This window comes from Enterobacter cloacae complex sp. 394I7, assembly GCF_057320345.1.
The window spans coordinates 50,102-75,146 of the sequence record NZ_JBXWCR010000010.1; the positions used below are offsets into that span (position 1 = coordinate 50,102).

Genomic DNA, 25,045 nt, shown 5'->3' on the forward strand with positions numbered 1-25,045 from the left:
TTCAAGAATGTGAAGTCTTTACATCGAGAACGCCGCGTTCAGAAAGTTCACGTTCGAGTAAGGTCTCAATAAACTGAGCTTGAGTGAGCCCTTCCTCTTCACAGATCGTAATCATCCAATCTTTAAGAGGATTTTTAACAAAAACCTTCACTTCTTTATGTGTTTCACGTTTACGCGCAATCGCGGCAAGCTGTCTTTCACTCGCCGACATCGGCTTACCTTTTCGGTAAGAACGCTTTTCTTTCGATGAGGAAGTTACTGCATTTTCGATCTGCGACATCTCTGCCTCCTCAAGGATCAAACTTGGATCGTTTGCAGAGAATACTACAGATATCTGAAATCAGCGACTTAACTTTACGCGTAAGTGTGAGCCATGTTGGCGCATGACTCACCTGGATGGATGTAGATTGCGGATCAAATGACGATGCGACTTAGTATGAAGAATGCCAGTCCGTTCCTCCGTCCCAGCGCGACTGCCAGTGCTGAAGGTAGGTTTGTGCCACTTCCGGCACCTCATTAATAACCAGCACATTCTCGCTATTCCGCGATGCAGCAGAGCGAGTGTAGTTAAAGCTACCAGCCTCAACTGTATGATTATCAACAATAATGACTTTGTCATGCATGATGGCGTAGCGACCGTTGGTGCGCAGCGGAATTCCCGCGTTCACCACGACGTTCATCGCCGCCTGGCTGGCTTTGCTCCGGTTGCCCTTTTCATCAAGCACTATCTTCACATCCACACCACGACGTTTTGCCCTGACAAGCGCACTAACCACCTCCGGAGACGTAAATGAGTAGCCCATCAGCCGAATTTCCTGCTGTGCTGACTCAATCGTCTTAAGGACCAGCTGCAACGCGCTGCCTTCAGGTGAAAAGCCGACCTGAACGGAGGATGCCGCTGCTGCAGGCTGAATACAGCTCAGCGAAAGACATACCAGACCGGACACGGCCAGCTGGCGAAAGGTGAACTTACGCATTAAATAACCTCAGAAATACTGTTCGGATGTGTTAGCCAGAAACGCCGGAGACGGGGAAAACTTGCTTTTACCCTTCTCCGGGGTTGGACAACTGAGCACGGCGAAGGCGTCAGTCTCTTTTAGCGGTATCAGTTGGCGGACGCCTGATTATTTTTTGGTATCACCGGCAGCATGACTGATGGCCTGCTGCAGGGCCTCCGCGCTGGTGTATCCCGGAATAACCGTCACGTTATCAGCACTGGCGCCGGCTGACGGGAGAACCACCAGGGCCGGGGTACCGCTGAAGCCCAGCTGCTGCGCAAGTGTGTTTATGCCATCCAGGGTCCCCTGAACATCTGGGGCTGTTTTCGCATCGAACTTCACGGCTTTTGCGGCCGCGCTGATATCAGCATCGGTCAGCTTACCCTCGTTGTGGGCGGTAGCGTAAATCGCGTTGTGATAGTTAAGGTAAGCATCGGCCCCCTTCTGCTTCCAGATCTGAAGCCCGGTTTTCGCCGCACTGAGCGACGCCGGCCAGCGCTGGCCAAATATCGGGAATTCCTTGAACACAAAGCGCACGTCCGGGTTAGCTTTTATTACCTTCTCCAGTTCCGGCGCCAGGCGGGCACAGTAGATGCACTGGTAATCAAAGAATTCAACGACCGTCACTTTCGCATCAGCAGGACCATATGATGGTGTGCCTTTATCGTTCAGCAGCGCTGCCTGATTCTGAACCACGGCGGCCGTCATCGCCTGCTGCTGCTTCTCCTGCTGTTGGGCCTGCAGCTTCTGGCTGACCTCAACCAGCACTTCCGGATGAGCCAGCAGGTAGTCTTTCGCGATTTCACCAATGCGGGCTTCCTGCTCCGGGGTAAAGGCAACGGCAGGTTTCTCTGCTGCCCCCGCCACGCCGGAGACCAGAAGGCCTGCGGCAAGCATGACTGAAAGGGTTTTATTCATGTTCATCCTGTGTTTTTCTCTTCTCGGTTGTTATCAGTTCGTTCCGTGCACGGGTGGCGACGCTTCTGACCGCCCTGCGCTGTCGTTTAGCGTGCTCCTGAGCCCTGCGCTCCACGGCATACGCCGCCTCCTCCGCACTCACCGCTGCGACCGGTTCACCGGCAAGGTTTTTACGCCACGCGCCCACCGTCATGGCGCCCAGATACGCATCCGAGCGGGTGACGGCGGCAAGGCAGCGTTTCAGCGTCTTCACGGAAATCTCCAGCCCGCGCCGGCGAATGTCATTGACCATTGCCTCCCGGATGTTGACCGCCAGGAGCTGCGGCTGGCCGTCCGTCACCAGGGCTGGCCAGCAACGCTTCAGGAGCGCGAGCGCGTCCGCAAGCGGCATGACCTTCCGGTACACCGGTTCCGGGGCAGGTTTGCGCCTGGCCGCCCGCATGGCCTCCCTCTCCTGGGCCTGTCGCTCAGCCCACTGCCGGGCTTTCTCTGCTTTTCTGGCGGCCTTCTCGTCCGCCTGCGCCTTTTTCGCGCTCTCATCCACCGCCTGCTTCCTGACCTTCCAGGCAGGCGTCGTGTTCACCACCACGGTCTTTTTACGCGTGACCCGGCCCGGACCCGCACCGTCCGGTTCACTTTTGCTTACTGCACGCTGACCTTCTGGCTCCGCTTTGCGGCGCAGCGTCAGCGTGGGGCGCCCCTGCTCTGTCATCCTGCCTCCGGATAAATCTGTTTCACGTATACTCCCCTGACTGACCCTATTCTGACACGGCAGATATCACATCACCATCAGTCCGATGACGGCAAGGTGCACCGCGTAGAACAGCGGGAAAAATTCGCGCGGCCAGAACCTCGGCACGCGGCAACAGGTCCGACTCAGCACCGTCAGGGTAACGCCGGGTATTACCAGACCCGCGATGGCAAAGGCGGGGCTGTCCGCGGCATTCAGCGCGAGTATCGCCAGTGCCAGACACAGCGCCAGCCCCGTGCGCGTGGTGCGCCGGCCCGTCATACATACGCCGCAGGCCAGCATCAGCATCACTACCCCCGCCAGCCCGTAGCTTCCCGCCGAAAACGGCAGCCAGGCCAGAACCAGCATCAGGGAGAGCGGCCACGTGCGCGGCCCGTGCCGCTGTATCAGCGCCAGTGCCTGTCCGCTGACCGCAAAGGCAAACAGAATATTGCCCAGGTCCGGGCGCAGCCCGGCCAGTATCCAGCCGCCCTGCGCCACCCCGGCCCATATCCAGAGCCGGTTCAGGGCGCGCTGCTGAATCTGCGGATGGCGGGCGAGGTTCATGGCCCAGACCAGGCCAAAGAGCGGAAACGCTCCCCGACCGGCAAGACGCAGCCAGTCATTATCCAGTCCGCACAGCATGCTGATGTGGTCGGCCACCATCAGGAGGAGCGCCACGGTTTTGATAAGGTCGGTCTGGCCCGGCGTCCACACAAGCAGACGCTGCAGCCAGCAGTCTGCCACCACCACAAGGGGGAAGAGCGGATGGTTTTCAGCGCGCATATCAGTCGCCTCCCAGGGTCTTTTCACGCTCAAGGTCTCGCACCGTTTCGCGCTCCATCTGCTGCAGGCGGTCCCGCTGCACGCTCTCGCGCACCACCTGAGACACCGCCTCATCCCGGCGGCGTTCTTCCGGCGCATCCGGCAGCGTGAGGGGAGATGCTGGCGTTTCTTTTATCCGATCCATATCCCGCACCACATCCCGGACGGCGACGTCAGCCCCTCCGGCCGGCCTGTCGCCGCTGCGGGCCATCTCGCGGACCGCCTCTTCGGCACGCTTATCCAGCTCCCGCTGCACCTCAGCCTCCCGGGCCTGCTGTGCCAGCACCTCCGGCGGCACCGTTTCTGCGGGCTGCGTACCGGTGCCATCGGGCAGGCCGTCGGCCCAGACCCGACCGCCGGTAATGGCGCCGGGGTTCCACGGTCGCACCTCGCCTTCGAGCCGCACCACCACGCCGCTCTGCGGATTCTCCCTCGCGAGCCGCACGCCCTCTTCCATATCCCGCGCCAGCAGCGACTCGCCGTTACGGCTGGCCTGCAGACCCGCAAACGCCGCGTCCCCGCTGCCCATCACCCGGCCTTCACCAGCGAGCCCCTTAAGCTGCCCGTCTCCGGACGTCAGGGCGCTCAGCCAGACGCCCGCCTGCCTGCCGTTGCGGTCGAAGGCCGGGAGCGCCACGTGCGGCTGCGGATATTTACGCCCCGGCGAGATAAATTTCGCCATTGAGCCCTCAGGCTGCAGCCCGGCCTGGCGCAGCGCGGCGCGACCGGCAGGCACCTCACCCTGCGCTTTTGCCGTCGCCGTCAGGCGGACGGCATTCGCGACGGCGCGGTCGCCGCGCGGCTCCAGAATGTCATGCGCCGTACTTTTCGCCTGCGATTTTTCCATCGCGGCCACCCACTTGTCCCGGTTGTCGGTATAGACCTGCGCGTGCTGCTTCATGCGGCTCAGCGCCACGTAGGCCGACTCGAAGCTCACCATCCGCTTACGTCCGCCGTCCGTGCCCTGCAGGGAGATGGAGAAGGGTTCGCTCGCTCCCTGTGAGCCTTCAACGGTGACGGCATAGGCCAGGTCGATGTGCTGCTCTGCCTGCTCGGCTGACGGCGTGAGCGTACGGGTCTGTTTCCCGTCCGACAGCGTGACGCTGTCACCTTTTATCTCACTGACCGACCAGACGCTGTTGGCCACGAAGCCCCGCTCGTTGTCGCTTTTCGAAAAGCGCATCCGGTCGCCTTCCGACACGGTAATGGTGTCCTGACGGTAGAGCGTGACGCCCTCTGTCGCCGCCTGCGCGGGCGACAGGCTGCGGGTGTTGCCCTGCGCATCCTTCAGCATCACCAGGTGCGCCTCCCCGTCCAGCGCCTCAATGCTGTAATAGGTGCTGTCCAGCAGAACCAGGCTGTCGCGGGATGCCTCCCACGTTGCCATGCGCCGCAGCTCCCCGTCGCGGATATTGGCAGGCGTGAGAACCGGCAGCGTGACCTCTTTTTCGCCCACCTCGCCGGCACCCTGACGGGCGTCATGAATCATGGCGTTCACCTGGCGGCGGTCGGCGTTCAGGGCGGTGATAACGATGGTCTGCGCCTGCGCCTCTGACGTGCGCCCCGTGTAGTCCTTCACGATGGCCTCGAGCAGCGTCGCGGGCTCCCCGCCGGGCAGCAGGTCACCGGCCGCCATGGCTTTCGCGATGGCCTCCTCCCGTTCGCGGCTGAACTCCATGACCGAGCTGTCCGGCTGCCAGGAATCCGCCCTGCGCGGCACCTGTGCCGGCGCCACGCGCTCAATGGTCGTCAGGGCGCTGCCGATATCGCGGCTAATCAGGCTGTAGACGGCAGGTTTAAGCTCCGGCGTCTGGCGGACAATCTCCTGCATCACCGCCACGTCAATGGCGCTGCGCTTCTGCAGCAGGCGGAAGGGCTGGCCCGGGGCGATGGACTGCAGCTGGTCGGTATCGCCGCTGGAGACCGCGCGACCGCCGCCCCCGGCAATCAGGCTGTACGCCTTCGCCATGTCGGCGTTACCGACCATTGAGCTTTCATCCACGAGAAACAGCACGTTGCTGAAGTCCGGTCGTTCGCCGCCGCGCAGCTGCTGCTGCGTGTCGTGAATAAAGGCCGCCAGCGTCTGCGTTTCGGGTACGCCCGCGTCGCGCATCTCGCTCACCGCCCGGTGGGTGGGGGCCACGCCGATAACCCGCGGCTGCTCCCGTTCCGGCAGCGTGCCGATGGCCGACATGACCGCCTTAAACTGGGTGGTCTTACCCACCCCGGCGTAACCCTGCACCAGGGTAAAGCGGTCGGGGGATTCAAGTATCATGCGCGTGGCGTTCCGCTGCCCGTCGGTCAGCCCCGCCAGCTGCGCGTCCGGAACCTTATCCATAAGCGGGGTGACGGCCTCCTTTCCCTCCAGAACGTGGCGGAGGATACTTTTCTCCGCATTGTACGACTGGCGTGAGACCAGCAGCTGCAGGCCGTTTCCAGGCGATACCGGCACCGACAGCAGGGCGCCGCTGCGTATCTGCCGGTCCGCCTCCTTTTCGATGACCTGCAGGCTGAGGCTGTCCTGCTCAAATTCTTTCGCGGCGGCCATCAGCTGCGGCTTCGTGAACGCCAGGCCGTTCCCCTCCAGCACCGGAATGGCCAGGTGGATGGCCTGCTGCTCCGGCGTGTGCAGCCCGGCCTTCTGGTGCGCCAGGGCATCATCGAGCCTGTCATGCCCCGCCGCATCCTTAATCTGTTCAGACACGACGCTCCAGGCAGACTGACGCGACAGCTTCTCCGTCGTTTTCTGCGCCGTCTGCGCGGAATAGAGCTGCACCGCCCTGCCGCTGAGCGCCAGTTTGTTCAGCGTGGTGTTATCCAGCTCGCGCTGCGACAGCGAGGCAAAGACAGTGGCGCTGTCGCTCACCGAGCGGCCCGGCGACTCCACCCAGCCCTGCCCTACCTTCGCGGCGGTAAACGGGCTGTCGCCGGCGGGCAGGACCACGTCAGCCTTACGCCCGGGCAGGCTGACGACGAGCCCCGCCTCCCCGAGGGCCTTAACGGTCACCGTATCGCCTCCCTTCAGCCGCGTCCCCTGCGCCTGACCCAGCACCGCCAGGCGGTCGCCTTCGGCCACGTGCAGCATTCCGGTGCGGTACAGCGACCAGCTGCTGTTGAGTTCAGACAGGCGGGTCACCCGCGTCTCACCCTGGGCGTTGCGCAGCGTCAGGCTGTTGTTGCGGCCCGTCACGCGGTCAATGACAAAGCGTTCCCGGCTGCGTGCTTCGGCATTCCAGCGCTCCATGACCATCCCCTCCCGGTAGTGGTCGCGCACCTGCTGATGGCGGCTGTCGAGCCAGACCGGCTCCAGCGTAGTGATACTGACCTCCCGCTCGCCCAGCACCTTTTCCGCCTTAAGCGCCTCGCGGACTACGCCTGCGAGCACCGCCTGCTCGCGCGGACCGGTGACCTGCGCCACGCTGTGTTCACCTGCGCGGACGCTTCGGGCAAAGTCAGCGGCCAGGCGGTCATACCGCTGCCGCCGGTCAGGCTCGCTGATAACCGAGACCTGCGTCTTCTCACCGCCCTGCCACGCGAGCGTGCTCACTCCCGCTTCCTTCATGACGGTGAGGGCGCTGCCGGTCCCGGTGCGCTGGCCGCTGTCGGCTATCAGCAGCTGGACGTTATGGCGCAGCGCACCGTCGAGCAGCGTGAGCGTTTCTTTCAGGGTCAGCTTCTCCCCCTGGTCCACAATCAGCATGCTGCCGGGCGTAAAGGTCATGCCCTCCGTCAGCTCCCGCCTGTCAGTGATATGCTCGCCGCTGAGGCGCTCATCCTGCATAAGGGCGCTGCGCGAGCGCCTGTCGGCGGCGATAATCTGCACGTCACGCCCCTGTTCGCGCGCCATCATCGTCAGTTCCGCCACGCGCTCACGCTGACCGGCCGCCCCGCCCTGACCCGAAATGATCGCCACGGGCGGACGGTCCTGGGCCAGAACGCTCACGGCATCACTGTATGACCGGCTGCGGGGCACGCTTTTATCCGGAAAAATGTCAGCCTGCCCCGTCCGCTGTAAATCGCGGGTCATCGCCGACACCGACAGCTCATCCAGCACGTGGATGTTCGAGGTAAACAGCCCCTTCTCTTTATCCAGCGGGATGAGCTGCTCATTTTTTATCGCCGCATCGATGCCGTCACGCGCCATCTCCACCATGCCCGACCGCGCGGGCAGCTGCCCGAGGGTGGTGGCCAGCAGTTCGGAATACGTGAACCGCGCCCGCCGGTCGCTCAGCATCGCGATGGCCTGCCCGACGCTGCTGTTAATATCAATGGCTTCAGGCGCCGTTGCGGGAATATTCCCCTGCACAACCCGCAGGTCTGCCGCCTCGCGGTAGGCTTTAATGTCAAACCCCTTCTCTTTCAGGGTCTGCATCCACTCGGCCATGCGCTGTTCGGGGTCAACCTTCTGCTTCGACTGGCGGGTATCGAGCGCCGCCACGTCGCGGGACTTCAGGGACGCGTCATCCCCGACCGCCTCGCTGATGGTCCTGCTGCGGCTGGAATACGGCTCCGTCGGTACGCCCTTCAGCTCCCACATGCCGTGTTTGCCGACCGTCTCAGTCTCATAGCCCATCGCCGCGACGTCATCCTTCAGCGCGGCACGATACAGGCGGCCAAAGGCAATCTGGTTGGCGTAGATATTCTCAATAAACCCGGTTTTACCCACCTTGTCGCTGCTGAGCGTGCGCCACTCATCGCCATGCTGAGTGACGTTGGCCACCACGGCGTGGGTATGCAGCTGCGGCTCCTGGTCGCGGCTGGTATCGTGGTTAAACAACGCCATCACCAGGTTGCCGGTCAGCTGCGTCTCGCTCCTGCCCTCCGTCATAACCCGCGTGGAGGCCATCGCCTCTATCTGCTTAATGGCGGTCTCCACCGCGCGGTTGTGGGCCTCAATCAGACGTTTATCGCCACCGAGCATGGCCATCACGGAGACACTTTTGGGCGCAGAGAAGGTGAAGTCGTAGCCCGGACGGTGTTTGTTCGCCCCGTCCTGAGTCCGGCTGAGGTCGCTGCCGTCCGGCAGGCGTCCCTCAAGAACCTTCGTAAAGACCTTCTGGTACACCCCGCCGCTGAGCCCCAGCGCTTCAGCCCCTTTTCCGGCCCAGCGCTCGCCCATACTGCCGATAACGTAGTAGTTGTCCTTGTCGGTGTAATAATTGCCCGCGCTGCCGGCGGATTTTACCGATCCGATGCTCATCATCAGATGTATCCTCCCGGCTCAAGATCCTTTTCAGGCGCCCGGTGAACGTTGATGTTCACTTCTTCACGACGCTGCCTCTCCTGAGGAGACAGTTCGTCCTGCTCCGCCTGCCACGCCTCCCATGCCGCCATATCCACCACCTCACCGCTTTCACTGATGCCGGGCGGCAGCTGTTCAGCCTCTTCCGCCTTTGTCTTCAGCTCAGGCTCCACGCCGCCGGTGCCGGCGGCACCCGTTACGGATGCGGTATCTGCAGCTCGGGGGGCGGTTGCCGGCTGCTGTGGCTGCTGTGGCTGCTGTGGCTGACCAGCATTCTCCGCACCGCCCTCTGGCGCGACAACATCGGCATCCGGTTCAAAGAGCATGGCGATGCTGCGGGATTCATGTTCACGTGCAGCCAGCGCGGCATTCAGGCGTTCCTCCGCTTTCCCGTCGATGGTGCGCGGAATGAATTCCGGTGCCACCTTTGGACGCTGCTGATACTTCAGCGCCATTTTCACGGCAGGATAAGGTCCGGGAAGCGTGACGTAGCAGGAGAGATCCGGCAACGTCTGGACGTCGGAGTAACTCACCAGGGTGACGCGCTCCATGTCCTTGCCGACCGAGGTACCGTCGCGTACCGGGTCCACGCCGTAGGAATACTGCTCGGATGCCTTGAGGATTTCTTTTTCACCGATTTCGCCGGCGGCGAAATCGGCGATATTGCGCGACGGCGAGCGGAAGAAGGCACGGGTGTTCAGCACGTCGAACAGCGTTTCCGCCGGCTTCTGCCCGTAAATATCTTCCAGCTGGGCGTAGGACTGAATGCCAATGACGTAGCAGCCGCCAAACTTACGCGCCTCCGGCAGGATCTCAACCAGGTCCGGCAGCTTGTGCAGGGTCGGCAGCTCGTCGGCGAAGATCCACACGCGGCGGTTACGGTTTTCACCCATAGCCAGCAGCCCGCGAATGGCGATGGACAACCACATGGAGATAACCGGCTTGAGGGAAGCGTGGGTGTCAGCATTGGAGGAGATAAACAGCCAGCCGTTTTTACCATCCTCACGCACGCCGCGCATCCAGTCGCGTATGGTGAATGACTCGCCGTTATTTTCGATGCCCTGCAGGTAGCGTATGGCCTTGACGTAGTTGGTCAGCACGGCGCGGATGGAGATGGCCGTTTTCTCGATTTTCTCTTCCACCAGGTTCGCCGCTGGGGAGTTTTTCAGGTACGAGCGCAGCTTCTCAATCTTGATGGAAAGCAGCGTGTCGACCAGCTTGCTGTAGCTGCGGTCCTTGTCGTTGCGCATCAGATAAGCGGCTTCGGCAAAGATGGTACGTCCCGACCCCTGCCAGAAGGGGTCTTCCTTCGTGCCCATAGGAATAAGCGTGTTGGAAACGTTGTCGAAGTCAGGCTGCGTCAGGCACTCCCGCCACAGGTCCCATGCAGCGCAGCGCGCATCCAGCGGGTTAAGGATTTTATCCGTGGCCGGATCATAGTAGCTTTTGACGAACTCACAGGAGCGGTCATACACGATGACCATATCGCCACGCTGGCGGGCGTAGTTCATCAGACGGCGGATAACTTCTGATTTACCGGCCCCGACTGTGCCGTGCAGACAGAAGTTCTGGATCTCCGAGTCCTTAATAAGCGGCAGCTCACCGATTTTGATGTCGGATGCGAGACCGTCGCGCCTGAGCATTTTCGCCACCGCTTTCGGGTCATCAGTCAGCTGGCGCCCTCCCGTTATCTCGTCCTCACTCTGCTGCTTACCCTGATGGCCCAGAATCCAGGTGGTGACAAAGAAGGTAATAACGCACACCACGGCCGCGATGATGGCGGCAAGAATAAAGGCCGTCCAGACCTGGTCGGCGCACCACTGGATATATCTGTCCTGCAGTATTTGCTGCGCGTTGTACTTCAGCTCATGGCCGTAATAACGGATGGTATAGACAGGCTGGGATTTAAAAATATCGCGCATGGGGGCCAGCGTCTGACACCAGTAATAAACCATGCCGTTCACGAACGTCTGCCAGGTCAGTTTAACCGACAGCGTAATCGCGACAATGATGCCGAAGAGAATGACGAGGCAGTACACGATGATATTGGCGATCTGACTGAACATACGGATGCGCATGCTCGCGATCTGACCGCCCTGGGTCATATCCTTTGCATTAAAACTCATGATGTATGGGTCCGGTATAAATGGGGTTTAGACGGTTATGATAAGGCTACATTCAGGAACGGCTACTTACTGGCCTGGCAAATAAGAGGTCACTTACGGAAAAAGAATATCCACAGCAGTATTAACAGAACTGAAAATGGAACAGCAAATAAAGCATTCGGATAATCACTTTCGATACTCACTACTAATGCAAATACCGACATATTAATTCCTTTATTCACCTGCCCTGCCGGCAACCCTTCCCGGCAGCACAAAGGATTTGCGCCACCGCTCTGCATTTTTCTTATATCAACAGAGAATGAGGAGAACAGATGCTATTCGGACTGAGTGATCCAGAGGAAAGGGCGGAAGAAACCGCCCCTGGTATTAATTAAAGAATGTTCGCGATAGATTTAGCCAGCTGATCTTCAAGCACAGGCTGGGCTTCGGGGAATTTCAGATTAACTTTGTTCGCATTTGATACCACACGGGTCTGATATTTATGCTGGTTCCCCTGCTCGGTGCTGGTCTGAATTTTGGCACCGGAGGTTCCCTGGCGAAGGGCGGCGATGTTGTCCGTGGTCACGGTCGCTTTGGTACGCTCGGCAATCTGCACATCCGTGATCATGGTGTAGTTGATGTCTTCGACCATCGCATCAGCGGCCATGCCAACAAGGCCGGCAGCAAGTCCTACGCCCAGAGTGGCTCCAGCAGAGCTGGAATTATAGGCGGTAATACCGGCACCCAGCGCGGCCCCTGCCGCTGCACCTTCGTAGCCACGGCTGAGCCAGCTTTGTGACTCACGAAGGTCCATTTTATCGGCCTTAAGTACGTTCGCCTGAATCCAGTAGTAGGCTTTATCCGGCGAGGTCACGACCTGGTAGCCTTTGGCTTTAACAGCTTCGGTAATTTTAGACTGGAGCCCGCTCATGTCTTTATCAGACGTGTTTTTGATCTGCAGGAAAACGGTACGCTCGCTTGATGGTTCAAGCCAGACCGTTTCGCTCATCTGCGTTTTGACCTCAAGGTTACGTTTCTTAATTGCTGTGCTCATCGCACCACACCCTGAGAGGGAGAGAATCGCACCTAATAAAATTACAGAAGTATACTTATTTAACTTCATCCTGATTTCCTTGTTATCTACTTAGTTATGCTTTTTAATATTCCTAAGAACGATCTGACCTGTAAATTACCCTCCTAAAATTTCCATCCCATAGGATAATTATTTTCGCTATTGTAATTAATTCTTTCGAAAGATGGCGGTACTGATTCTTGGCTGATTGAAGAAGCATCCTTACCCTTCCTTCTCTCAACCCAACGATTCATTCTAGTTTCCCCTTGGGCCTTGATTAAATCCCATATTGTCCCAGCAATGAATGCCGTCACTACAAAAATAGGTGAGAAAATCGCGAAAACTGGAAATATTAACAACCAGAAAAAATTAGCAAAACTGTTATGTTTAGAAACATGTCGTCTCGATCTGATTTTCATCATCAATAAAATGAACAGAAGCTGCCAGATAAAAACAAACGAAGCCATGAAAACTGTTTCTGGAAGTTCCCAGCCAGCGATGACACATGCAATAAGCAGAACAACGGTCACCAGACATATCTGAAAGACATTTCTCATTTATCCCCCTTAATCGCTAATCTTTGCGATAATTTTTTTGATACTCCTCAGCCTTTTTCATCAATTCTTCAGGGCTGTCAGCGCCGGGTAAACTTTTCTGCGCACTTACTTCAGCAGTATATTTATTATCCTGCGTCATGTCCTCTTTTTTATGATGGTTTTTTAAGGTGTTGTACTCATTTTCAATGTTTTCTGATTTTCCAGTGATTTGAACGTGCGTTCCGCCGATACTTTGATTGTTAACAGAGACCATGTTGTCTACCTTATCTTTAACGTTGTCTGTTATTCCACTGGACATTGTGCGTTCCTCTATTGCATCCCGGTGAGACTGGTGGTCAGCCATAACAGCCTCTTTGTTTCCGCCCGATGAAATCCCCTGCATCGAGGTCCCAATTTCCGATCGTCCTGAGGAATACGCCGTATCAACAGCTGGTTGAACCTGCTCCTGAACGAACGACCAGGCAAGCTCTCTGCGCTTACTAGCCACTTCAGGCGAAGCAGTATCTGTCAGCAGCGTGTCGGCATCATGTGGTGCCTGCTTACGAACGTATTGGGCAAACTGCTGGTTCAGGTCCTCATTAATCTGACCACTCATGCTTTCGGTACGGGACGCCATTTCAGCATATTCCTTGCTGCGCGCCTGGCTGGTCGAGTACTGCTCGAGACTTTGTTTTGCAGAGCTAAGTGACGCAGACAGCTGGTCGGCGCGTGAGGCGGCGTTGTTATCAGTATGGCTTCCGGACTCACTGACCTTGCGGCTGGTAAAGTAATCACTGGCCTCTTTAAAGTCCTGAGAAGCTTTCGCATCTACATCATGACGCGCATCTTGACTTGAACGTGAACTACTGCTTGCTTGATGCATGTCATCATCAGTAAAATCAATACCGGCCTTAACACCAGCCTGGCCGCTTAATTCAACGCCATTCCCTAAAATCTTGAGCCCCGTGCTTCCTTTAGCATTTACATCGCCGTAAATCCCAAGTGAATCACGTGTGCTTCTGGTCGCCAATTCCTGAGTCGCCTGATCATTACTGATGTTATGCGCTTTCGCATAACTCTCGACCGCACTGCGCATCTTACTGGCCATCATGGAGTCCTGCGCGCTCATCGTGCTGTCGGCGCCCTGCGTCATCGAATCGCTGCTCCCCCGGTTGGTGCCAAACTGGCTGAGAGTCTGCCACGTGCTTGACATGCTGCTACTAAAGCTCTGCATCGCGCTCTGGGACTGCGTCTGGGCCTCGCGCGCCATCTCCTGCTGCGCTGAGGCCAGTTGACGGGCAAAATTAATACTCACGGGCAGCTTACTCGCGGCTTGGGTGGAGTCAGTCACGGTACTGCCGTCACGCATCTGTGTGGACGTTGCTCCGTTGCCCAGCTGCTGACTCATCTGGCCAAACATGGTCGAACTGTTGGTATTCCAGCTGTTGCCGCTCACATTCTCGGTCTGCATGTTGGCGTAGGAATAGTTCCCGTCGATTGACCCTGCCGCCGCCGTTGCCGCCGGACTGATGGCCGAGGACGCCAGGTGGCTGTACAGATTCGAGAAGCTGGAGCCCAGACCTTTCAGCATCCCCCATGCCAGTGGCGGGATAAGCATCGACAGATAGCCCGCCGTGGTGGCCAGATCCGAGTATTTAAGTTGCACCTGCGACAGCTCAGAGAGCACCACCGGCGAGCCGTTGGCTTTCGCATAGAAGGTCATGCAGCTGTTGAGGATGGCGTAAAGCAGCGGCCAGCTCTGCACCCACATGATAGCCAGCACGTACCCCTTCAGCACATTAAGGGTAACGGCGTTAAACATCCCGCCCAGTACCATCAGGGGGAATATCCCGATAATCAGACCGACTATCAGCGTCTGGGACATGGGCAACGAGCGCAGGGCCACCTGCCCGACCGTTGCGTGCGCGAGCCGCTGCTTCTCCATTGAGGACGTGGTGGCGATGTTGAGCAGGCTTGAGGTATCGCCGTTGCGGGCCGCATAGCCCATGATACCGTCGCGCAGGGCATTCATCGTCACGTTCTGGCGGATAATTTGCGAGGCGCTCTGCCCGGAGTTATAAAAATAGTTATAGCTTTCGCCGAGCATCTGGCTCAGGAGCAGGTCGGGATTCGGACGTCCGCCAAACAGCCAGCGTGCGTAGTAGCTCCAGCTTTTTCCTCCGGTCTGGGTATCAAGGCCCAGCTTCTGTTTGAGGATCACTGCGGCTTCTTCGCAGGATAAAAACGCCTTTATCTCCGTTTGTCCGTTATCACCGCTGGTCGTAAACTTCTTATAGTTCTGTACCTGACGCAGCGGACTGGGTTTAGAAAAGATAATGGTGTAGGGATCGGTGCTGTTCATCAGTTCGTCCAGGGTGTACTTCCCGTTGAGGAAGATGTCGCCCATCACGCAGTTCTGCACATAGTCCGCAAAAAGCGTGGTGATTTCAGGATTTTTTGACAAAAAGTCGGTGCTGCGCGCGACCAGATTCGCGCCGAACAGCATCCCGGTCTTGCTGTAGGTCACGCTGTCCGGCTGAGAAAAGACCATCTCATAGCCCTGCACCAGCGCGTGCCCGATGGTGGTCGTCAGCGACGCCGGCAACGCCAGCCCGACGGGCACGTTGTCAACCTGATAAACCTTCGTCAGATCGCTGTTGTCAATAATCTGTACCGGCGTGCGCACGCTCACCAGAAGGGACATCAGGACGATGGTACCTATCCAGCCCAGCATATCCATCACGTTGTGACGGCGTATCCAGGTGATGGCCACGACGAGCACAGACAGCGCGGTCACGATCCGGCGGATAATGACCCAGTTGTCCGTGTTCATAAAGGCCACAATGGCGTTCAGCGTCTGGCTCAGCCAGTCGCCGCCCGCGATAACGTAAATCGCCTGCATCAGCGCGCTCCCCCGAAGTGATAGTTGTTCTGATAGCGCTGCAACATCCGCGCCGAAACCTGCTGGCGCATGTAGCTCATCTGGCGGTCAACAACCAGCAGCGCATCCTGCTGTACCTGCACCTGCGCCTGGAATGAGGCTATCTGTCGCGTGGCCTCGTTGAGGTTGTTATTGATGCTGTCGATAACGGCCTGGTCATAGTTGCCCGTTGCCATCAAGGCGCGCGCCTGCTGCACCATCTCCTGGATGTACTGGAGCAGAATGTCGTAGCCGATATAGTCCGTCAGCTGGTAGACGAGGCTGTCCGAGACGCCCAGCATCATCGGATCCACCAGGTACTTGAACACCGGGATGGTGGTGCCGGAGATAAAGCCCTTCTCCTTCTCGGTCAGCTTTGTGTCGGTTGCAGCCTTGTTCTGGATGCTGGAGAGAATGTCCTTGATCTGATTCTTCAGCGCGTTCTTTTCGGTTATGGTGACGGTCGCGTCGGCCACCACCTTCAGGCACTTCTCGCTGTCGTTGCAGTGGTAAATTTTCGCCGTGCCGCCCTCCATCACGGCCTTAATAATGTCACGATCCGTGGTGCGGGCAGGCAGCGGCGTGATGTTACCCTTCTCGTCAAAAATCAGGGTGCCGGTGAGCGTCATGATGAACTCCCTGAGTTCTTTATTCCCGCTGAACATGCCGTTCTTGCCGAGCGCATTCCAGATGATATTGATGTTTTTAGTGATGCGCTCTTTATCAGCGGTACCGGCCTTGTCGCGCACCTTGTCGAGGCTGCCGCCCACGGTGCAGCCCTGCCGGGATGCCGCCCAGTCTGCAAACATGTTGCTCTCGCCGGCAATGTCCTGGCAGACCTTCTGCTGGGAGACCTGGGTGCGCGGAAACAGACCGCCGACAATCCCCTGCGCCGCCTGGCAGGAGCTGAGGTTCATGCTGTTAATGTCGCTGGCCATCTTCTGCAGGAAGTCTTTAGCAGTCTTGATTTCCGGTACCGTGGTCTGCAGCGCCAGATCGAAGAAGTATCCGGCCGCATTGGACATAATCTGCTTGGCGAAACGCTGCAACTGATCGCTGTTAATAAAGCTGAAGGAGCCCAGATAGGCATCGATGCCGCCGCAGCCGGCGTTGATGTCGGGCAGCGTCATGGAGATAAGCTGGACGGTTTTCACCTGCGTGCGCGCGTAGAGTGAGCCGCCCGTGGCGTAGCCCGCGGCCTGGCCCTGCCAGACCTGTGGCTGGCTGGTGTTGGACGCAAAGCCCAGCTTATTAAAGAAGGTGTTCATGTCACTGTTCACGTCGGCACTCACGCTCGCTGAACACGCAAGAAGGAGGCCACACAGTATGGAGAGAGGTTTACGGACGAACATCGGCACCCTCCCGACTCGCCTGCAGGGCGAGTTTTCCCATTTTTCGTTTTAGTATGAACATTTGCCCTTTCGTATAAAGCGAGTTCAGGATTGCATAAACGCCACCTGCAACGGCAAGCCCGCCGCTCAGCGCGATAAATATCAGTGGAATGGCGTACATCAACACGTTCCACAAATCTTTCACCTGCAGGTGACCGTCCCTGAGCCAGTCGCCGACGCAGGCATTGAAAACGTATGTCATAAAGACGCGCGACAGCACGCTGGCAATGAGCAAAATGCCCGCCCACTCAGCATAAACGCCGAGCCGTGCGTCCTCTTTCCGTGCCCTGAGCGCGATTAACTCTGGCGTCGTAGCTCTCTGAAGCATTCCGGAAGTCATCATGTCGTGTTCCTCTGCATTGTTCTGATCAGCCATTGTTACCCACTCCGCGCATCTGAAGGACCGTATCCATGCGGGCCATAAAGCCCTGTTCGTCGGTCGCGCCCTGCAGCAGGGGCAGGGCTTCAAGGGTGTTTACGTTGACGAGAAAGGTGGTTGGCGTGGCCACGGGCAGGTTGGGGAAAAAGGTTTTCATCACCTCCGGCGGCGCGGGCAGCGCTTCGGGAAAGGACGCATCCCCCTGACCGTCGATGGTGTAGGCCATCACCCCAAACCCCACCCGTGCCGACAGCGACTTCAGGACCGGATCAAACTGGTGGCAGTACGGGCAGTGGCCCTGCATAAACAGCACGACCTTCCAGTCGGCCAGATTGACCTGGCGCCCGTTGCTGAGGCGGTATAGTTGGTGAACTCGCTGCGGCTGATGTTCTGCGCTTCGCACTGCGTCTGCCCCGTTTTGCCGATGATGGTATCGGCGCGGGACTGGACATCCTGGCTGGCCTTAATAAACGGCGCATCGGGTGAAATGGGCTCCTTCGGGTTGTTAACAAACGAGTCGGTGACGGCTTTTGTGGCCTCATTAGTAGTCCAGCCCGTGGTACCGTCCGCTTTCAGCGCACCATCACCGGTCGCCGTCACGCCGCCATAGTACTTTTTCTCACCGGGTGAGGCGGTATAGTTGGGGATAGACGCTGAGGGGTTAAAGTTTTTCAGGCTGCTCTCCCCCTGCCCCTGTACCTGACGGGCAAAATCAGCCCCCGCCCTGTACTGCGCGTCAGCATCGGCAAATGCATTTACGCCCGCCATCGTGGTGGCAATGGCCAGCACCGGTATCAGTATTGCTCTTTTCATCTGGCCTCTCCTTTATTAAGCAACTGTTGCGCTTCATCCCTGCACTCGCCCTTCTCCACCACCTTTTCCAGCGCCTGCTTCAGATGAAGATTGCCACGGATAACGTCATGGCCACGTTCGCAGTACACCACCAGTGAAGGCACACTGGCGATCCCGTATTCGCGAAAGCGGGTGGGATCGATGGCGACGCCGCTGGCTGAACCGTCCTGAACAAGTGCCATCACGGCGGTTGCCGTCGTTTTCATGTCGTTGTTGACCATGCCCCGCAGGGTGGCGGGAATGTCGTAGCGGCGCGCCTCGGTCAGCATGCGCTTAAGCACCGCCTGCGGGATGGCAAAAGAGACGAAATAGAGCGCGCCGTGCGTCGGTTTATCCTGCTGGTCCTCGCGCTGGCGCTGTTTCAGCTCCCCGATAAAACGGGCGTCGTCTGCTGAAAGAGGGTTCTGGCGCACCTGCTGCTCCAGCATCTGGCGCAGCGGCGCGTTGTCCTGCCCCCTCAGCTGCTGGCTGAAAGACTCCTGCTGACGAATAAACTCGCGGTTCGCCTCATCAGCCCCTGACGCCAGCGCAGTGCAACAGTATGCTGACAGCAGCAGCGCCGCCGTCAGACCGGACAGAGTTTTCATGGAAGTTTCCTTTTTCTCAGAGGAAGACGCAGTTGCGCTTGCGCCAGAGCAGATAGCCGTAGTTTTTCTTCGTGTTCGGCGGGTTACGCCCCGTTTCCCAGCGCATGACGGTGCGGCCGAAGGGATGGCACTGCGCCGCATCCGGGAACATGTTCACCATCTGATAGCGCCAGCGCTCTTTCGGGATAATGGGAGACGGGTATTCGAAGCAGACCGCGCGGTCCGCCCCCACGCTCTCCAGTATCTGGCCCTGTCGGTGAAGCTTGAACGCCATGCGCTCACTGACCAGAACGGAAGACTGCAGGGGGCTGGACTCATTGCTCACCCAGCCGTTAAAGGGATACATCGAGCCCTGCGAGCCAGCGCACCAGAACAGCGGGTCGAGAGGCTTATTTACCGCACTGGCTATCGCGTCGGCCGCACATGCGCCCTGCGCGATGGGGTTGGCAAAAATGACCGCCTCCGGATTCAGAATGGAGGTCAGGGCGCTGTCCCCCCATGTTGGGTCGATTTCAGACAGGTATCCGATATCCAGGTCCCCGCCCTGCAGGCACCCGAGAGAGGTGATGATATTGAGCCAGTACGTCAGCGGATATTTGTACCAGTGCACATGGTAGAACGCGCCATTGACCTGTTTGTCATCTTTTTTGGCGGTGCCCATCCCCATTTTCCCGAGATTAACGGTAAATCCGCCGAGGTTCACCATGCAGCCCGGAGAACGCGCCACATCGGTCATGGCCATCGGCTCCCAGTACCCTATTGCCAGGCCGACGCGCTGAAATACCGGGGGTGGCATGGGACAAAACTGTATCGGGCTACCGGGATTGGACGTGTCCGGTAAATCCCCGCCCGTGACTTTTGTGCTGCCGAGCGACAGGGGAAACATGCAGCGCCAGCAGATATCGGTGATCGGATTGACGAAGCGCCCTTCGCAGGCGGCGTCCGCCGCCGCCATGTGGCTGTTACCCCACAGAAGCAGTCCGAACAGAGAGACGGTCAGTATTTTCACCGGACACCTCCTGCGTCATGCTGCACCATATCGGGCGGAATAATTTCCACCTGCAGGCGCTTTCCGCTGGGTGCCGCCGTTACCCTCGCCGGCACCTGGCTTATGCCGAACCGGGTGGTCAGCACCCCGTTCTGGTCGAAGAAAATGCGGCTGTCGAGCTTCTCCGACGTCTGCGGAATATTGCCCTGAACCAGAATAATGCGGGTGATCAGGGTGTCAGGCTTCTGTCGCTGTACCCACGCGAGCTGATCCGCATCGTCGCCGTTGATAAACAGCAGCGTTTCGTTAAACGGCACCACATCAAGCGGATTAAAGATCTGCCCCGCCTGAGCAAACACGTTGCCCCTGTCGTCGGCAAGCGCCTTGTCCACCCGCACGCTCGGATCAAACCAGCGCCGCTCGTAGCGCACCGCGCGGGTTATTCCCTCAACGGCAGGCGGTCGCTGGCTGTTGCGCACCACGCGCGCCTTAAACTCCGCCATCTTTTTGTCCATTTCGCCGGACTGCGCCAGCGTCTGCAGCCGGCTTTCGATAACGTTCAGCATATCCGGCTCCGCCACCGGCCAGAGATCGCCCCACGTCCCGAGGTCAGCGGCCGTCACGCTGCCGGTCAGCAGCGTCAGGCCAAGGGCAAGGGCGCGCATCACGCCCCCTCCTTCATCCGGCGGGCCACGTCTGTCTGGATTTCACGCGTGATATCCGGCGCCCCCTGCACCACGGCAGGCGCGACAAGGATGAGGGCACGATGTCGGACCTGCCAGTCCCGGAGGCTGGCCTCCAGTGACGCGTTAAAGCGGTCTGAGAGTGCTTTTGTCTGCGCCTCGTCCAGCGACCGGCGACCGGCGCTGTCAAAGAAGGCATCCACCGTGGATTTCATGTTGAAGGCCACAACCACAGGACGGTTAAGCTGGCAGACCAGCCAGCTTACGCCTGCGCCCGCAGCCAGCGTGCCGGCAATCAGCGCGGCGTTAATGAGTACGTGTTTTTTCATGAGATGGTCTTCCCTTCATGCTCGTGAAGCCAGCGCTCCAGCGCGGCCATTTCCGGCCCGGATTTTTTCCACGCCAGCTCCCAGACGGCTTCGTGAATACTCAGCCCCTCCCGGCGCCGCTGCTGCAGAAACTCAAAGTCCGGACCGTCCGAGGAGTACATTGCCCGGCTGAGCGGATCGACGAACAGGCGGTGCCAGGACGTCAGGTGCTCAACCGACAGCATAAAGCTGCTGAACCAGTTGTCCTTCGCGCTGCCGAAACCTTTAATCATGTCACGCTGCAGCTGCGAATACTGGTCCGGGTACAGCTGGTTGTACTTGGCGAACTCTTTGGCGGACTGTTTGAGGATAATTTTGTAGGACGAGTTACCCCATGCCGCGCGGGCGGCGCTGGAGGCCGTTTCAGAGTCAAAATCGACGATGTTCTGCGTAATGGTGATGTACGAACCTGTATGGCGGCGGGCGGTTCGGTAGCCCTTCTCGATAAACGCCCCGACCTTATTATTTTTGAAGTCCAGCAGGCGCCAGCCTTCGTCTATCACGTTGAGCTTCTTCAGGCTGCGCGGCGTGCGGTACATGCGGTTCTCAATGTAGAGAATGAGCGAGAACATCACCGCCACCAGAAGGGACGGCCTGTCCTCCAGTCCGCCCAGCTCAAGCACCACCATCCGGGCTTCGTCCTTCAGGGACGGTTCGTCGGAGTTAAAGTAGCTGCCGTACACCCCGTCGCGGGTGTACTGGGTCAGCAACACCACCATCTCATCGAGGCGGCTGCGGATGGTTGGCGATCCGCTGTACTCCTCGCTGTCGCGGGCCATCATCAGGTAGTCCACTACGTCGTCAATGCGCGCCTGGTTTTTCTTCGTAAGCCAGGTGGCCTTCACCGCCTTGAGCAGCAGACCTTCGTGCACCTCGTCCAGGTTGCCGTTGGGGCTGGCCATCACGGACAGCTGGTCCCGCAGGCGTTCGGCCATCTCATCGATGGTATCGTCGGTGACGTTAGCGAACGGGTTAAACTTCAGCGTCTCGCCGTCGAGGTAGACACCGCCCATGTTCTCGCAAAGTGACTTGTAGCCGTCGCCCATGTCGAACACCACGGCGAAGCCGCCGGAGTCGATGACGCTGCGTATCAGGGGCTGGATAAGCCCGGTTTTCCCCGCGCCGGAGGTGCCACAGACCGCCATATTGAAGTTGGTGTTACCCATGCCGCGGCTGAACAGGTCGATAAACGCCAGCTGGTTGCGGTAGGTCGGCGCCAGCAGGCCGGAAGTGGCCAGCGGACTGTCCGCCACCACCGGCATCAGATTGGCGACATTAAAGCTTTCGGCGCGCTGCAGCACGCCGGACTCGCGCAGCTGCTTAAAGAGGCCGCCGCCCGCCATAAACGGCAGGTTCACGAGAAAATTGCGCATATGGTTAAAGCGCGGGGAAATCAGCTCGAAGCCATTTTTACGGAAGCTGTTCAGCACGTCCTGCTCGACCTTCAGCGCAGTTTCCTGGTCATCGCGGCAGAAGAGGGTCACGTTCAGAAAATAGCTCACCAGCGAGGACTGCCCGGACGACAGGCGCTGGCGCAGATCGCTCCACTCTTTTGCCTCCTGCGCCACGCCCGGGAAGAACTTGGCGTAGCTGGTCTTGGACTTCTTCTCAAGATCCATGAACTTCAGGTTGGCCTCGTTCTGCGCCTTTACCTGGTCTTCCACGCTGAGGACCAGCGTCAGGATAAACGGGCACGAAACGGACAGTTCCGGGTTGAGAAGGTTGCTGTAGTTGTCGGCCATATTCCAGAGGAAGGCCAGCTCCGGATTTTTGGTCAGCTGAAAGTTCATGATGCGCGCGGTGCTGTTGCGACCGTTACCGCGCAGCCCCAGCGTCATGTAGTCGGCCTTCACCTTCAGATCAAAGGTATCGTCCACGCACTGGTAGTTCAGATCCTTGAGCGGGTCCAGTTCCCGTTCGGTGGGATACAGCGCATCCGCGTTGTGGTTAATCATTTCGCCCGCAATCCGGATAAAGGCATCCGCGTCCACGCTGCGGGTGGCTATCTGCGCCCCCTGCAGCGAGGCGCGGATGATTTTGACCTGGTTTTCCATCTCCATCACGCTGGCCTTACTTCCGCGCTTACGGGGGACGCAGCAGGAGATGTACACCCGGTAGTTACGCAGGGTCAGCGGCAGGTTGAGGTGATCGGGCAGCGGGAACCCTTCTTCTGCGGCCCTGAGATAGTAGGCGCGGGTGATGGCGTTGAACGTATCGGCCTTTTCCCCCGTCCAGGAGAGCTCGCGCAGACCATACTCGATATCCTGACCCACCAGATGGCTGGACACCAGGTGAACAGCCACCGGCACCTCGCGGGGCAGCTTGGTGCGCATCAGGTTTTCCAGCGACGACACGATAGTTTCGTTGGCGCCGTTGATGGGCTGCGCCTCCAGCATAAAGCCCATCGTCTTCTCGTTCATGAAGAGGCCGGTTTCCGCATCGTAGTCGCGGTACGGCAGCACGCGGCTGAACTGCGGGAAGCGCATCTGCCCGAGGACATCGTTCGCCTCAGAGGACGCATCGGGCATCTTCAGCGCCGTCAGCAGCGAGTTGACCGTGCGGGTGACGGTATCCAGTGGATTACTCACGGTTATCCTCCTTTTTATTGTCGGCCGTTTTTACCGTTTCCGTCTCAGGAGCCGTGCGGCTGGCAGGGATACCGTAGCGAAAACGCGCTGAGCGCATCTGACCGTACAGGCAGAAATACGGACGGCATCCCATAAGCAGCGCCGCCCCTGAAAACACAACGCCCATCACGACCCAAAGCGCTTTCAGGTTTCCACGCCATAACTCATCAACACTGTTTTGTACGAAAGCGGCATAACCTGCAGCATCCGTGGAACGACAACGCTCTCCGTAAAGAGGCCCCCCAAGATTTGGACCACAGTGTCCGGGTATTCTGAATTCCCCGTGACTGACATACCGCGTTGAGGCAGCTATTTCGTCTGCCGCAACCTGACCAGGTGTACTGTTATCCAGCCAGAAAAGCATGATAACCAGCAGCATCAGCGTGGCCGCAGGCCAGACAATCAGATAGTGAAAAGCCCAGGCAAGCCATCGAAGGCAATACAGCAGGACGGACAGAAACTTAAGCATCATTCCCGTTACCTCCGGGATTCAGCGGAAACCAGACGCTACAGTTGTCTCTGATAGCCGCCGCCAGCCTCTCCCCGTCCTCTCCGCTATACAGCTCTTTAATCTGGCTGACGTCAGACTTCGCCAGGAAAACCCGGGCCATATGCTGTTTTGTTACGCCCATATCGGAACCTGAGTCGCGCTCTGCGGCATTAACACAGATGACACGCATCCCCTGCGCCTCGCAGCAGGCCGCAATATCGTTAAGGTGACGGATTTTCCCCGGACCACCGTTATCCCTGGTTGTCATGGCGCTCTCCTGAATCGTTGTCTTTTTCCTCAATGCGTTTGCACCCGCTGTCAGAACGCTTTCCTGACAGAAGCGCCTGTACTATCTGAGCGCAGAAAACCGTCTTACCGCTTCCCGTGCTGCCCGGGACCATAAAATTGCCCTGCCCGGAGATTGCTTTACCCATCGTTCACCTCAGATACTGTTTTTGTCGTATTTCCAGAACCAGCTGGCATTCCGTACAGGTACGTACGCCCGGGATGGCCTGCTGCCGCCTGAGGGGGATGCGATTGCCACAGCATTCGCACCGTTTACGGCTTTTGCCCTGCAGGCAGGACCGCTGCCTCGCGGCCTGTATATGAAGCTGGTTCAGCAATTCGTCCTGCTCCTGCAGGAGATCGAGTTCATCTGCCATCAACGCTCCCTGCTCACACTGTCCGGACACGCTACCGCCCATCCCTTTTCACGTTTCAGGGCACGCGTGATAACGACAGATTGTTAAAATAGGCGCCACACGCGGTGGCGATTCAGGATTCAGTTAACGCGCGGGGTTCCCCACGCTGAGGGTTTCACAACAAAAAACACCCGCGTCGGCTGGTGATAAACGTCCTGCGTATCGATATAGGGTGCGATCCACAGCCCGGCCGTCTTTTCACCGACGCGAAGCGGCCTCGGATCCACGATGGACTCGCGCCCTGGCGGCGGCGCAATAACCGGCGTGACCGTGGAGAGCGGCGCCCGTGAGGCTGAGTGCGGCTGCGGACGGGGGAGAGTCGGCGCGCCCGTCAGCGGTGTATTTCTGGATGCGATGGCATGCACCGGTTCAGCCGGCAGCGTGAGGGGCTGCAAGGACCGGGTCCGGAAATTACCCTCAGCCAGGCGTGGCAGCGATGTCGCACCCGGCTTTACCGTGCTGGCCTCCTCCAGTCGTTTGGCTTTCTCATTGGCCTGCTCGATGGTCATGCAGGTATCGGATGTCGTCGCGTTACACTCAAAATCGCTCGTTGTACCGGCACATCCCGACAGCGTCAGGAGACTGGCCAGCGTGAGCGCAACAGGCACTGTCTTGTTCATTTGCGGTTCCTTT

General features: G+C 58.7%; 21 protein-coding genes and 2 pseudogenes. All 23 read right to left on the reverse strand.

From position 1 onward, the window contains the following. Position 1: 1 nt before the first annotated feature. Positions 2–280 carry a replication regulatory protein RepA gene (locus tag AC2FAP_RS21720; protein WP_008324932.1) on the reverse strand — a complete coding sequence of 93 codons (279 nt, stop codon included), beginning with the start codon at positions 278–280 and terminating at the stop codon, positions 2–4. A gap of 151 nt (positions 281–431) precedes the next feature. Beyond that, positions 432–977, reverse strand: coding sequence for a phospholipase D family nuclease (locus AC2FAP_RS21725; protein ID WP_016589852.1), 546 nt, complete (start codon positions 975–977; stop codon positions 432–434). A gap of 147 nt (positions 978–1,124) precedes the next feature. After that, complete coding sequence (locus tag AC2FAP_RS21730) at positions 1,125–1,916, reverse strand: DsbA family protein (protein ID WP_008324924.1); 792 nt, start codon at positions 1,914–1,916, stop codon at positions 1,125–1,127. Beyond that, positions 1,909–2,628, reverse strand: coding sequence for a fertility inhibition protein FinO (gene finO / locus AC2FAP_RS21735; RefSeq protein WP_172687018.1), 720 nt, complete (start codon positions 2,626–2,628; stop codon positions 1,909–1,911). Before finO ends, AC2FAP_RS21730 begins: the two co-directional genes overlap by 8 nt. A gap of 66 nt (positions 2,629–2,694) precedes the next feature. Continuing rightward, positions 2,695–3,432, reverse strand: a complete 738-nt coding sequence (gene traX / locus AC2FAP_RS21740; protein ID WP_172687017.1) for a type-F conjugative transfer system pilin acetylase TraX — start codon at positions 3,430–3,432, stop codon at positions 2,695–2,697. 1 nt (position 3,433) lies between these two features. Next, positions 3,434–8,674, reverse strand: coding sequence for a conjugative transfer relaxase/helicase TraI (traI, locus tag AC2FAP_RS21745; RefSeq protein WP_172687016.1), 5,241 nt, complete (start codon positions 8,672–8,674; stop codon positions 3,434–3,436). After that, positions 8,674–10,839 (reverse strand): type IV conjugative transfer system coupling protein TraD, encoded by a 2,166-nt coding sequence (traD, locus tag AC2FAP_RS21750; protein ID WP_172687015.1) that lies wholly within the window; start codon positions 10,837–10,839, stop codon positions 8,674–8,676. Before traD ends, traI begins: the two co-directional genes overlap by 1 nt. A gap of 370 nt (positions 10,840–11,209) precedes the next feature. Continuing rightward, the gene (gene traT / locus AC2FAP_RS21755; protein ID WP_096198065.1) at positions 11,210–11,941 is read right to left on the reverse strand and encodes a conjugal transfer complement resistance protein TraT; all 732 of its coding nucleotides are present in this window, start codon (positions 11,939–11,941) and stop codon (positions 11,210–11,212) included. A 74-nt stretch (positions 11,942–12,015) separates the two neighbouring features. Further along, positions 12,016–12,447, reverse strand: a complete 432-nt coding sequence (locus AC2FAP_RS21760) for a hypothetical protein (protein ID WP_059514050.1) — start codon at positions 12,445–12,447, stop codon at positions 12,016–12,018. A gap of 16 nt (positions 12,448–12,463) precedes the next feature. Next, positions 12,464–15,328 (reverse strand): conjugal transfer mating-pair stabilization protein TraG, encoded by a 2,865-nt coding sequence (gene traG, locus AC2FAP_RS21765; protein WP_172687013.1) that lies wholly within the window; start codon positions 15,326–15,328, stop codon positions 12,464–12,466. Continuing rightward, positions 15,328–16,698 (reverse strand): conjugal transfer pilus assembly protein TraH, encoded by a 1,371-nt coding sequence (traH, locus tag AC2FAP_RS21770; protein WP_032672666.1) that lies wholly within the window; start codon positions 16,696–16,698, stop codon positions 15,328–15,330. The genes traG and traH overlap by 1 nt, the downstream gene beginning before the upstream one ends. Beyond that, on the reverse strand, positions 16,685–17,113 hold the full coding sequence (locus AC2FAP_RS21775; RefSeq protein ID WP_172687012.1) for a conjugal transfer protein TrbF: 429 nt from the start codon (positions 17,111–17,113) through the stop codon (positions 16,685–16,687). The genes traH and AC2FAP_RS21775 overlap by 14 nt, the downstream gene beginning before the upstream one ends. Then, positions 17,106–17,477, reverse strand: a pseudogene (gene trbB / locus AC2FAP_RS21780) (type-F conjugative transfer system pilin assembly thiol-disulfide isomerase TrbB); the annotation flags it as partial. The pseudogene trbB and the gene AC2FAP_RS21775, both read right to left, overlap by 8 nt. Next, positions 17,474–17,929 (reverse strand): annotated as a pseudogene (locus AC2FAP_RS21785) (type-F conjugative transfer system mating-pair stabilization protein TraN); the annotation flags it as partial. The pseudogenes trbB and AC2FAP_RS21785, both read right to left, overlap by 4 nt. Next, positions 17,926–18,555 (reverse strand): type-F conjugative transfer system pilin assembly protein TrbC, encoded by a 630-nt coding sequence (gene trbC / locus AC2FAP_RS21790; protein ID WP_172687009.1) that lies wholly within the window; start codon positions 18,553–18,555, stop codon positions 17,926–17,928. The gene trbC and the pseudogene AC2FAP_RS21785, both read right to left, overlap by 4 nt. A gap of 16 nt (positions 18,556–18,571) precedes the next feature. Then, the gene (gene traU, locus AC2FAP_RS21795; RefSeq protein ID WP_032637387.1) at positions 18,572–19,558 is read right to left on the reverse strand and encodes a conjugal transfer pilus assembly protein TraU; all 987 of its coding nucleotides are present in this window, start codon (positions 19,556–19,558) and stop codon (positions 18,572–18,574) included. A gap of 2 nt (positions 19,559–19,560) precedes the next feature. After that, positions 19,561–20,208 (reverse strand): type-F conjugative transfer system protein TraW, encoded by a 648-nt coding sequence (gene traW, locus AC2FAP_RS21800; RefSeq protein WP_172687008.1) that lies wholly within the window; start codon positions 20,206–20,208, stop codon positions 19,561–19,563. Continuing rightward, positions 20,208–20,555, reverse strand: coding sequence for a type-F conjugative transfer system protein TrbI (gene trbI, locus AC2FAP_RS21805; protein WP_172687007.1), 348 nt, complete (start codon positions 20,553–20,555; stop codon positions 20,208–20,210). The genes traW and trbI overlap by 1 nt, the downstream gene beginning before the upstream one ends. Continuing rightward, the gene (gene traC / locus AC2FAP_RS21810) at positions 20,552–23,182 is read right to left on the reverse strand and encodes a type IV secretion system protein TraC (protein ID WP_172687006.1); all 2,631 of its coding nucleotides are present in this window, start codon (positions 23,180–23,182) and stop codon (positions 20,552–20,554) included. Before traC ends, trbI begins: the two co-directional genes overlap by 4 nt. After that, positions 23,175–23,693 (reverse strand): conjugal transfer protein TraP, encoded by a 519-nt coding sequence (locus AC2FAP_RS21815; RefSeq protein WP_172687005.1) that lies wholly within the window; start codon positions 23,691–23,693, stop codon positions 23,175–23,177. Before AC2FAP_RS21815 ends, traC begins: the two co-directional genes overlap by 8 nt. After that, positions 23,683–23,979: a hypothetical protein gene (locus AC2FAP_RS21820; protein ID WP_172687004.1), complete on the reverse strand. Its 297-nt coding sequence runs from the start codon at positions 23,977–23,979 to the stop codon at positions 23,683–23,685. The genes AC2FAP_RS21815 and AC2FAP_RS21820 overlap by 11 nt, the downstream gene beginning before the upstream one ends. Positions 23,980–24,148: 169 nt before the next feature. Then, positions 24,149–24,373: a TraR/DksA C4-type zinc finger protein gene (locus tag AC2FAP_RS21825; protein WP_172687003.1), complete on the reverse strand. Its 225-nt coding sequence runs from the start codon at positions 24,371–24,373 to the stop codon at positions 24,149–24,151. 119 nt (positions 24,374–24,492) lie between these two features. Beyond that, on the reverse strand, positions 24,493–25,032 hold the full coding sequence (traV, locus tag AC2FAP_RS21830) for a type IV conjugative transfer system lipoprotein TraV (RefSeq protein WP_172687002.1): 540 nt from the start codon (positions 25,030–25,032) through the stop codon (positions 24,493–24,495). Positions 25,033–25,045 lie beyond the last annotated feature (13 nt).

Excerpts from the sequence above, each read along its gene's own strand:
- AC2FAP_RS21720 (WP_008324932.1), bottom strand. The coding sequence starts at position 280 with ATGTCGCAGATCGAAAATGCAGTAACTTCCTCATCGAAAGAAAAGCGT.
- AC2FAP_RS21725 (WP_016589852.1), bottom strand. The coding sequence starts at position 977 with ATGCGTAAGTTCACCTTTCGCCAGCTGGCCGTGTCCGGTCTGGTATGT.
- AC2FAP_RS21730 (WP_008324924.1), bottom strand. The coding sequence starts at position 1,916 with ATGAATAAAACCCTTTCAGTCATGCTTGCCGCAGGCCTTCTGGTCTCC.
- finO (WP_172687018.1), bottom strand. The coding sequence starts at position 2,628 with ATGACAGAGCAGGGGCGCCCCACGCTGACGCTGCGCCGCAAAGCGGAG.
- traX (WP_172687017.1), bottom strand. The coding sequence starts at position 3,432 with ATGCGCGCTGAAAACCATCCGCTCTTCCCCCTTGTGGTGGTGGCAGAC.
- traI (WP_172687016.1), bottom strand. The coding sequence starts at position 8,674 with ATGATGAGCATCGGATCGGTAAAATCCGCCGGCAGCGCGGGCAATTAT.
- traD (WP_172687015.1), bottom strand. The coding sequence starts at position 10,839 with ATGAGTTTTAATGCAAAGGATATGACCCAGGGCGGTCAGATCGCGAGC.
- traT (WP_096198065.1), bottom strand. The coding sequence starts at position 11,941 with ATGAAGTTAAATAAGTATACTTCTGTAATTTTATTAGGTGCGATTCTC.
- AC2FAP_RS21760 (WP_059514050.1), bottom strand. The coding sequence starts at position 12,447 with ATGAGAAATGTCTTTCAGATATGTCTGGTGACCGTTGTTCTGCTTATT.
- traG (WP_172687013.1), bottom strand. The coding sequence starts at position 15,328 with ATGCAGGCGATTTACGTTATCGCGGGCGGCGACTGGCTGAGCCAGACG.
- traH (WP_032672666.1), bottom strand. The coding sequence starts at position 16,698 with ATGTTCGTCCGTAAACCTCTCTCCATACTGTGTGGCCTCCTTCTTGCG.
- AC2FAP_RS21775 (WP_172687012.1), bottom strand. The coding sequence starts at position 17,113 with ATGGCTGATCAGAACAATGCAGAGGAACACGACATGATGACTTCCGGA.
- trbC (WP_172687009.1), bottom strand. The coding sequence starts at position 18,555 with ATGAAAACTCTGTCCGGTCTGACGGCGGCGCTGCTGCTGTCAGCATAC.
- traW (WP_172687008.1), bottom strand. The coding sequence starts at position 20,208 with ATGCGCGCCCTTGCCCTTGGCCTGACGCTGCTGACCGGCAGCGTGACG.
- trbI (WP_172687007.1), bottom strand. The coding sequence starts at position 20,555 with ATGAAAAAACACGTACTCATTAACGCCGCGCTGATTGCCGGCACGCTG.
- AC2FAP_RS21815 (WP_172687005.1), bottom strand. The coding sequence starts at position 23,693 with ATGATGCTTAAGTTTCTGTCCGTCCTGCTGTATTGCCTTCGATGGCTT.
- AC2FAP_RS21820 (WP_172687004.1), bottom strand. The coding sequence starts at position 23,979 with ATGACAACCAGGGATAACGGTGGTCCGGGGAAAATCCGTCACCTTAAC.
- AC2FAP_RS21825 (WP_172687003.1), bottom strand. The coding sequence starts at position 24,373 with ATGGCAGATGAACTCGATCTCCTGCAGGAGCAGGACGAATTGCTGAAC.
- traV (WP_172687002.1), bottom strand. The coding sequence starts at position 25,032 with ATGAACAAGACAGTGCCTGTTGCGCTCACGCTGGCCAGTCTCCTGACG.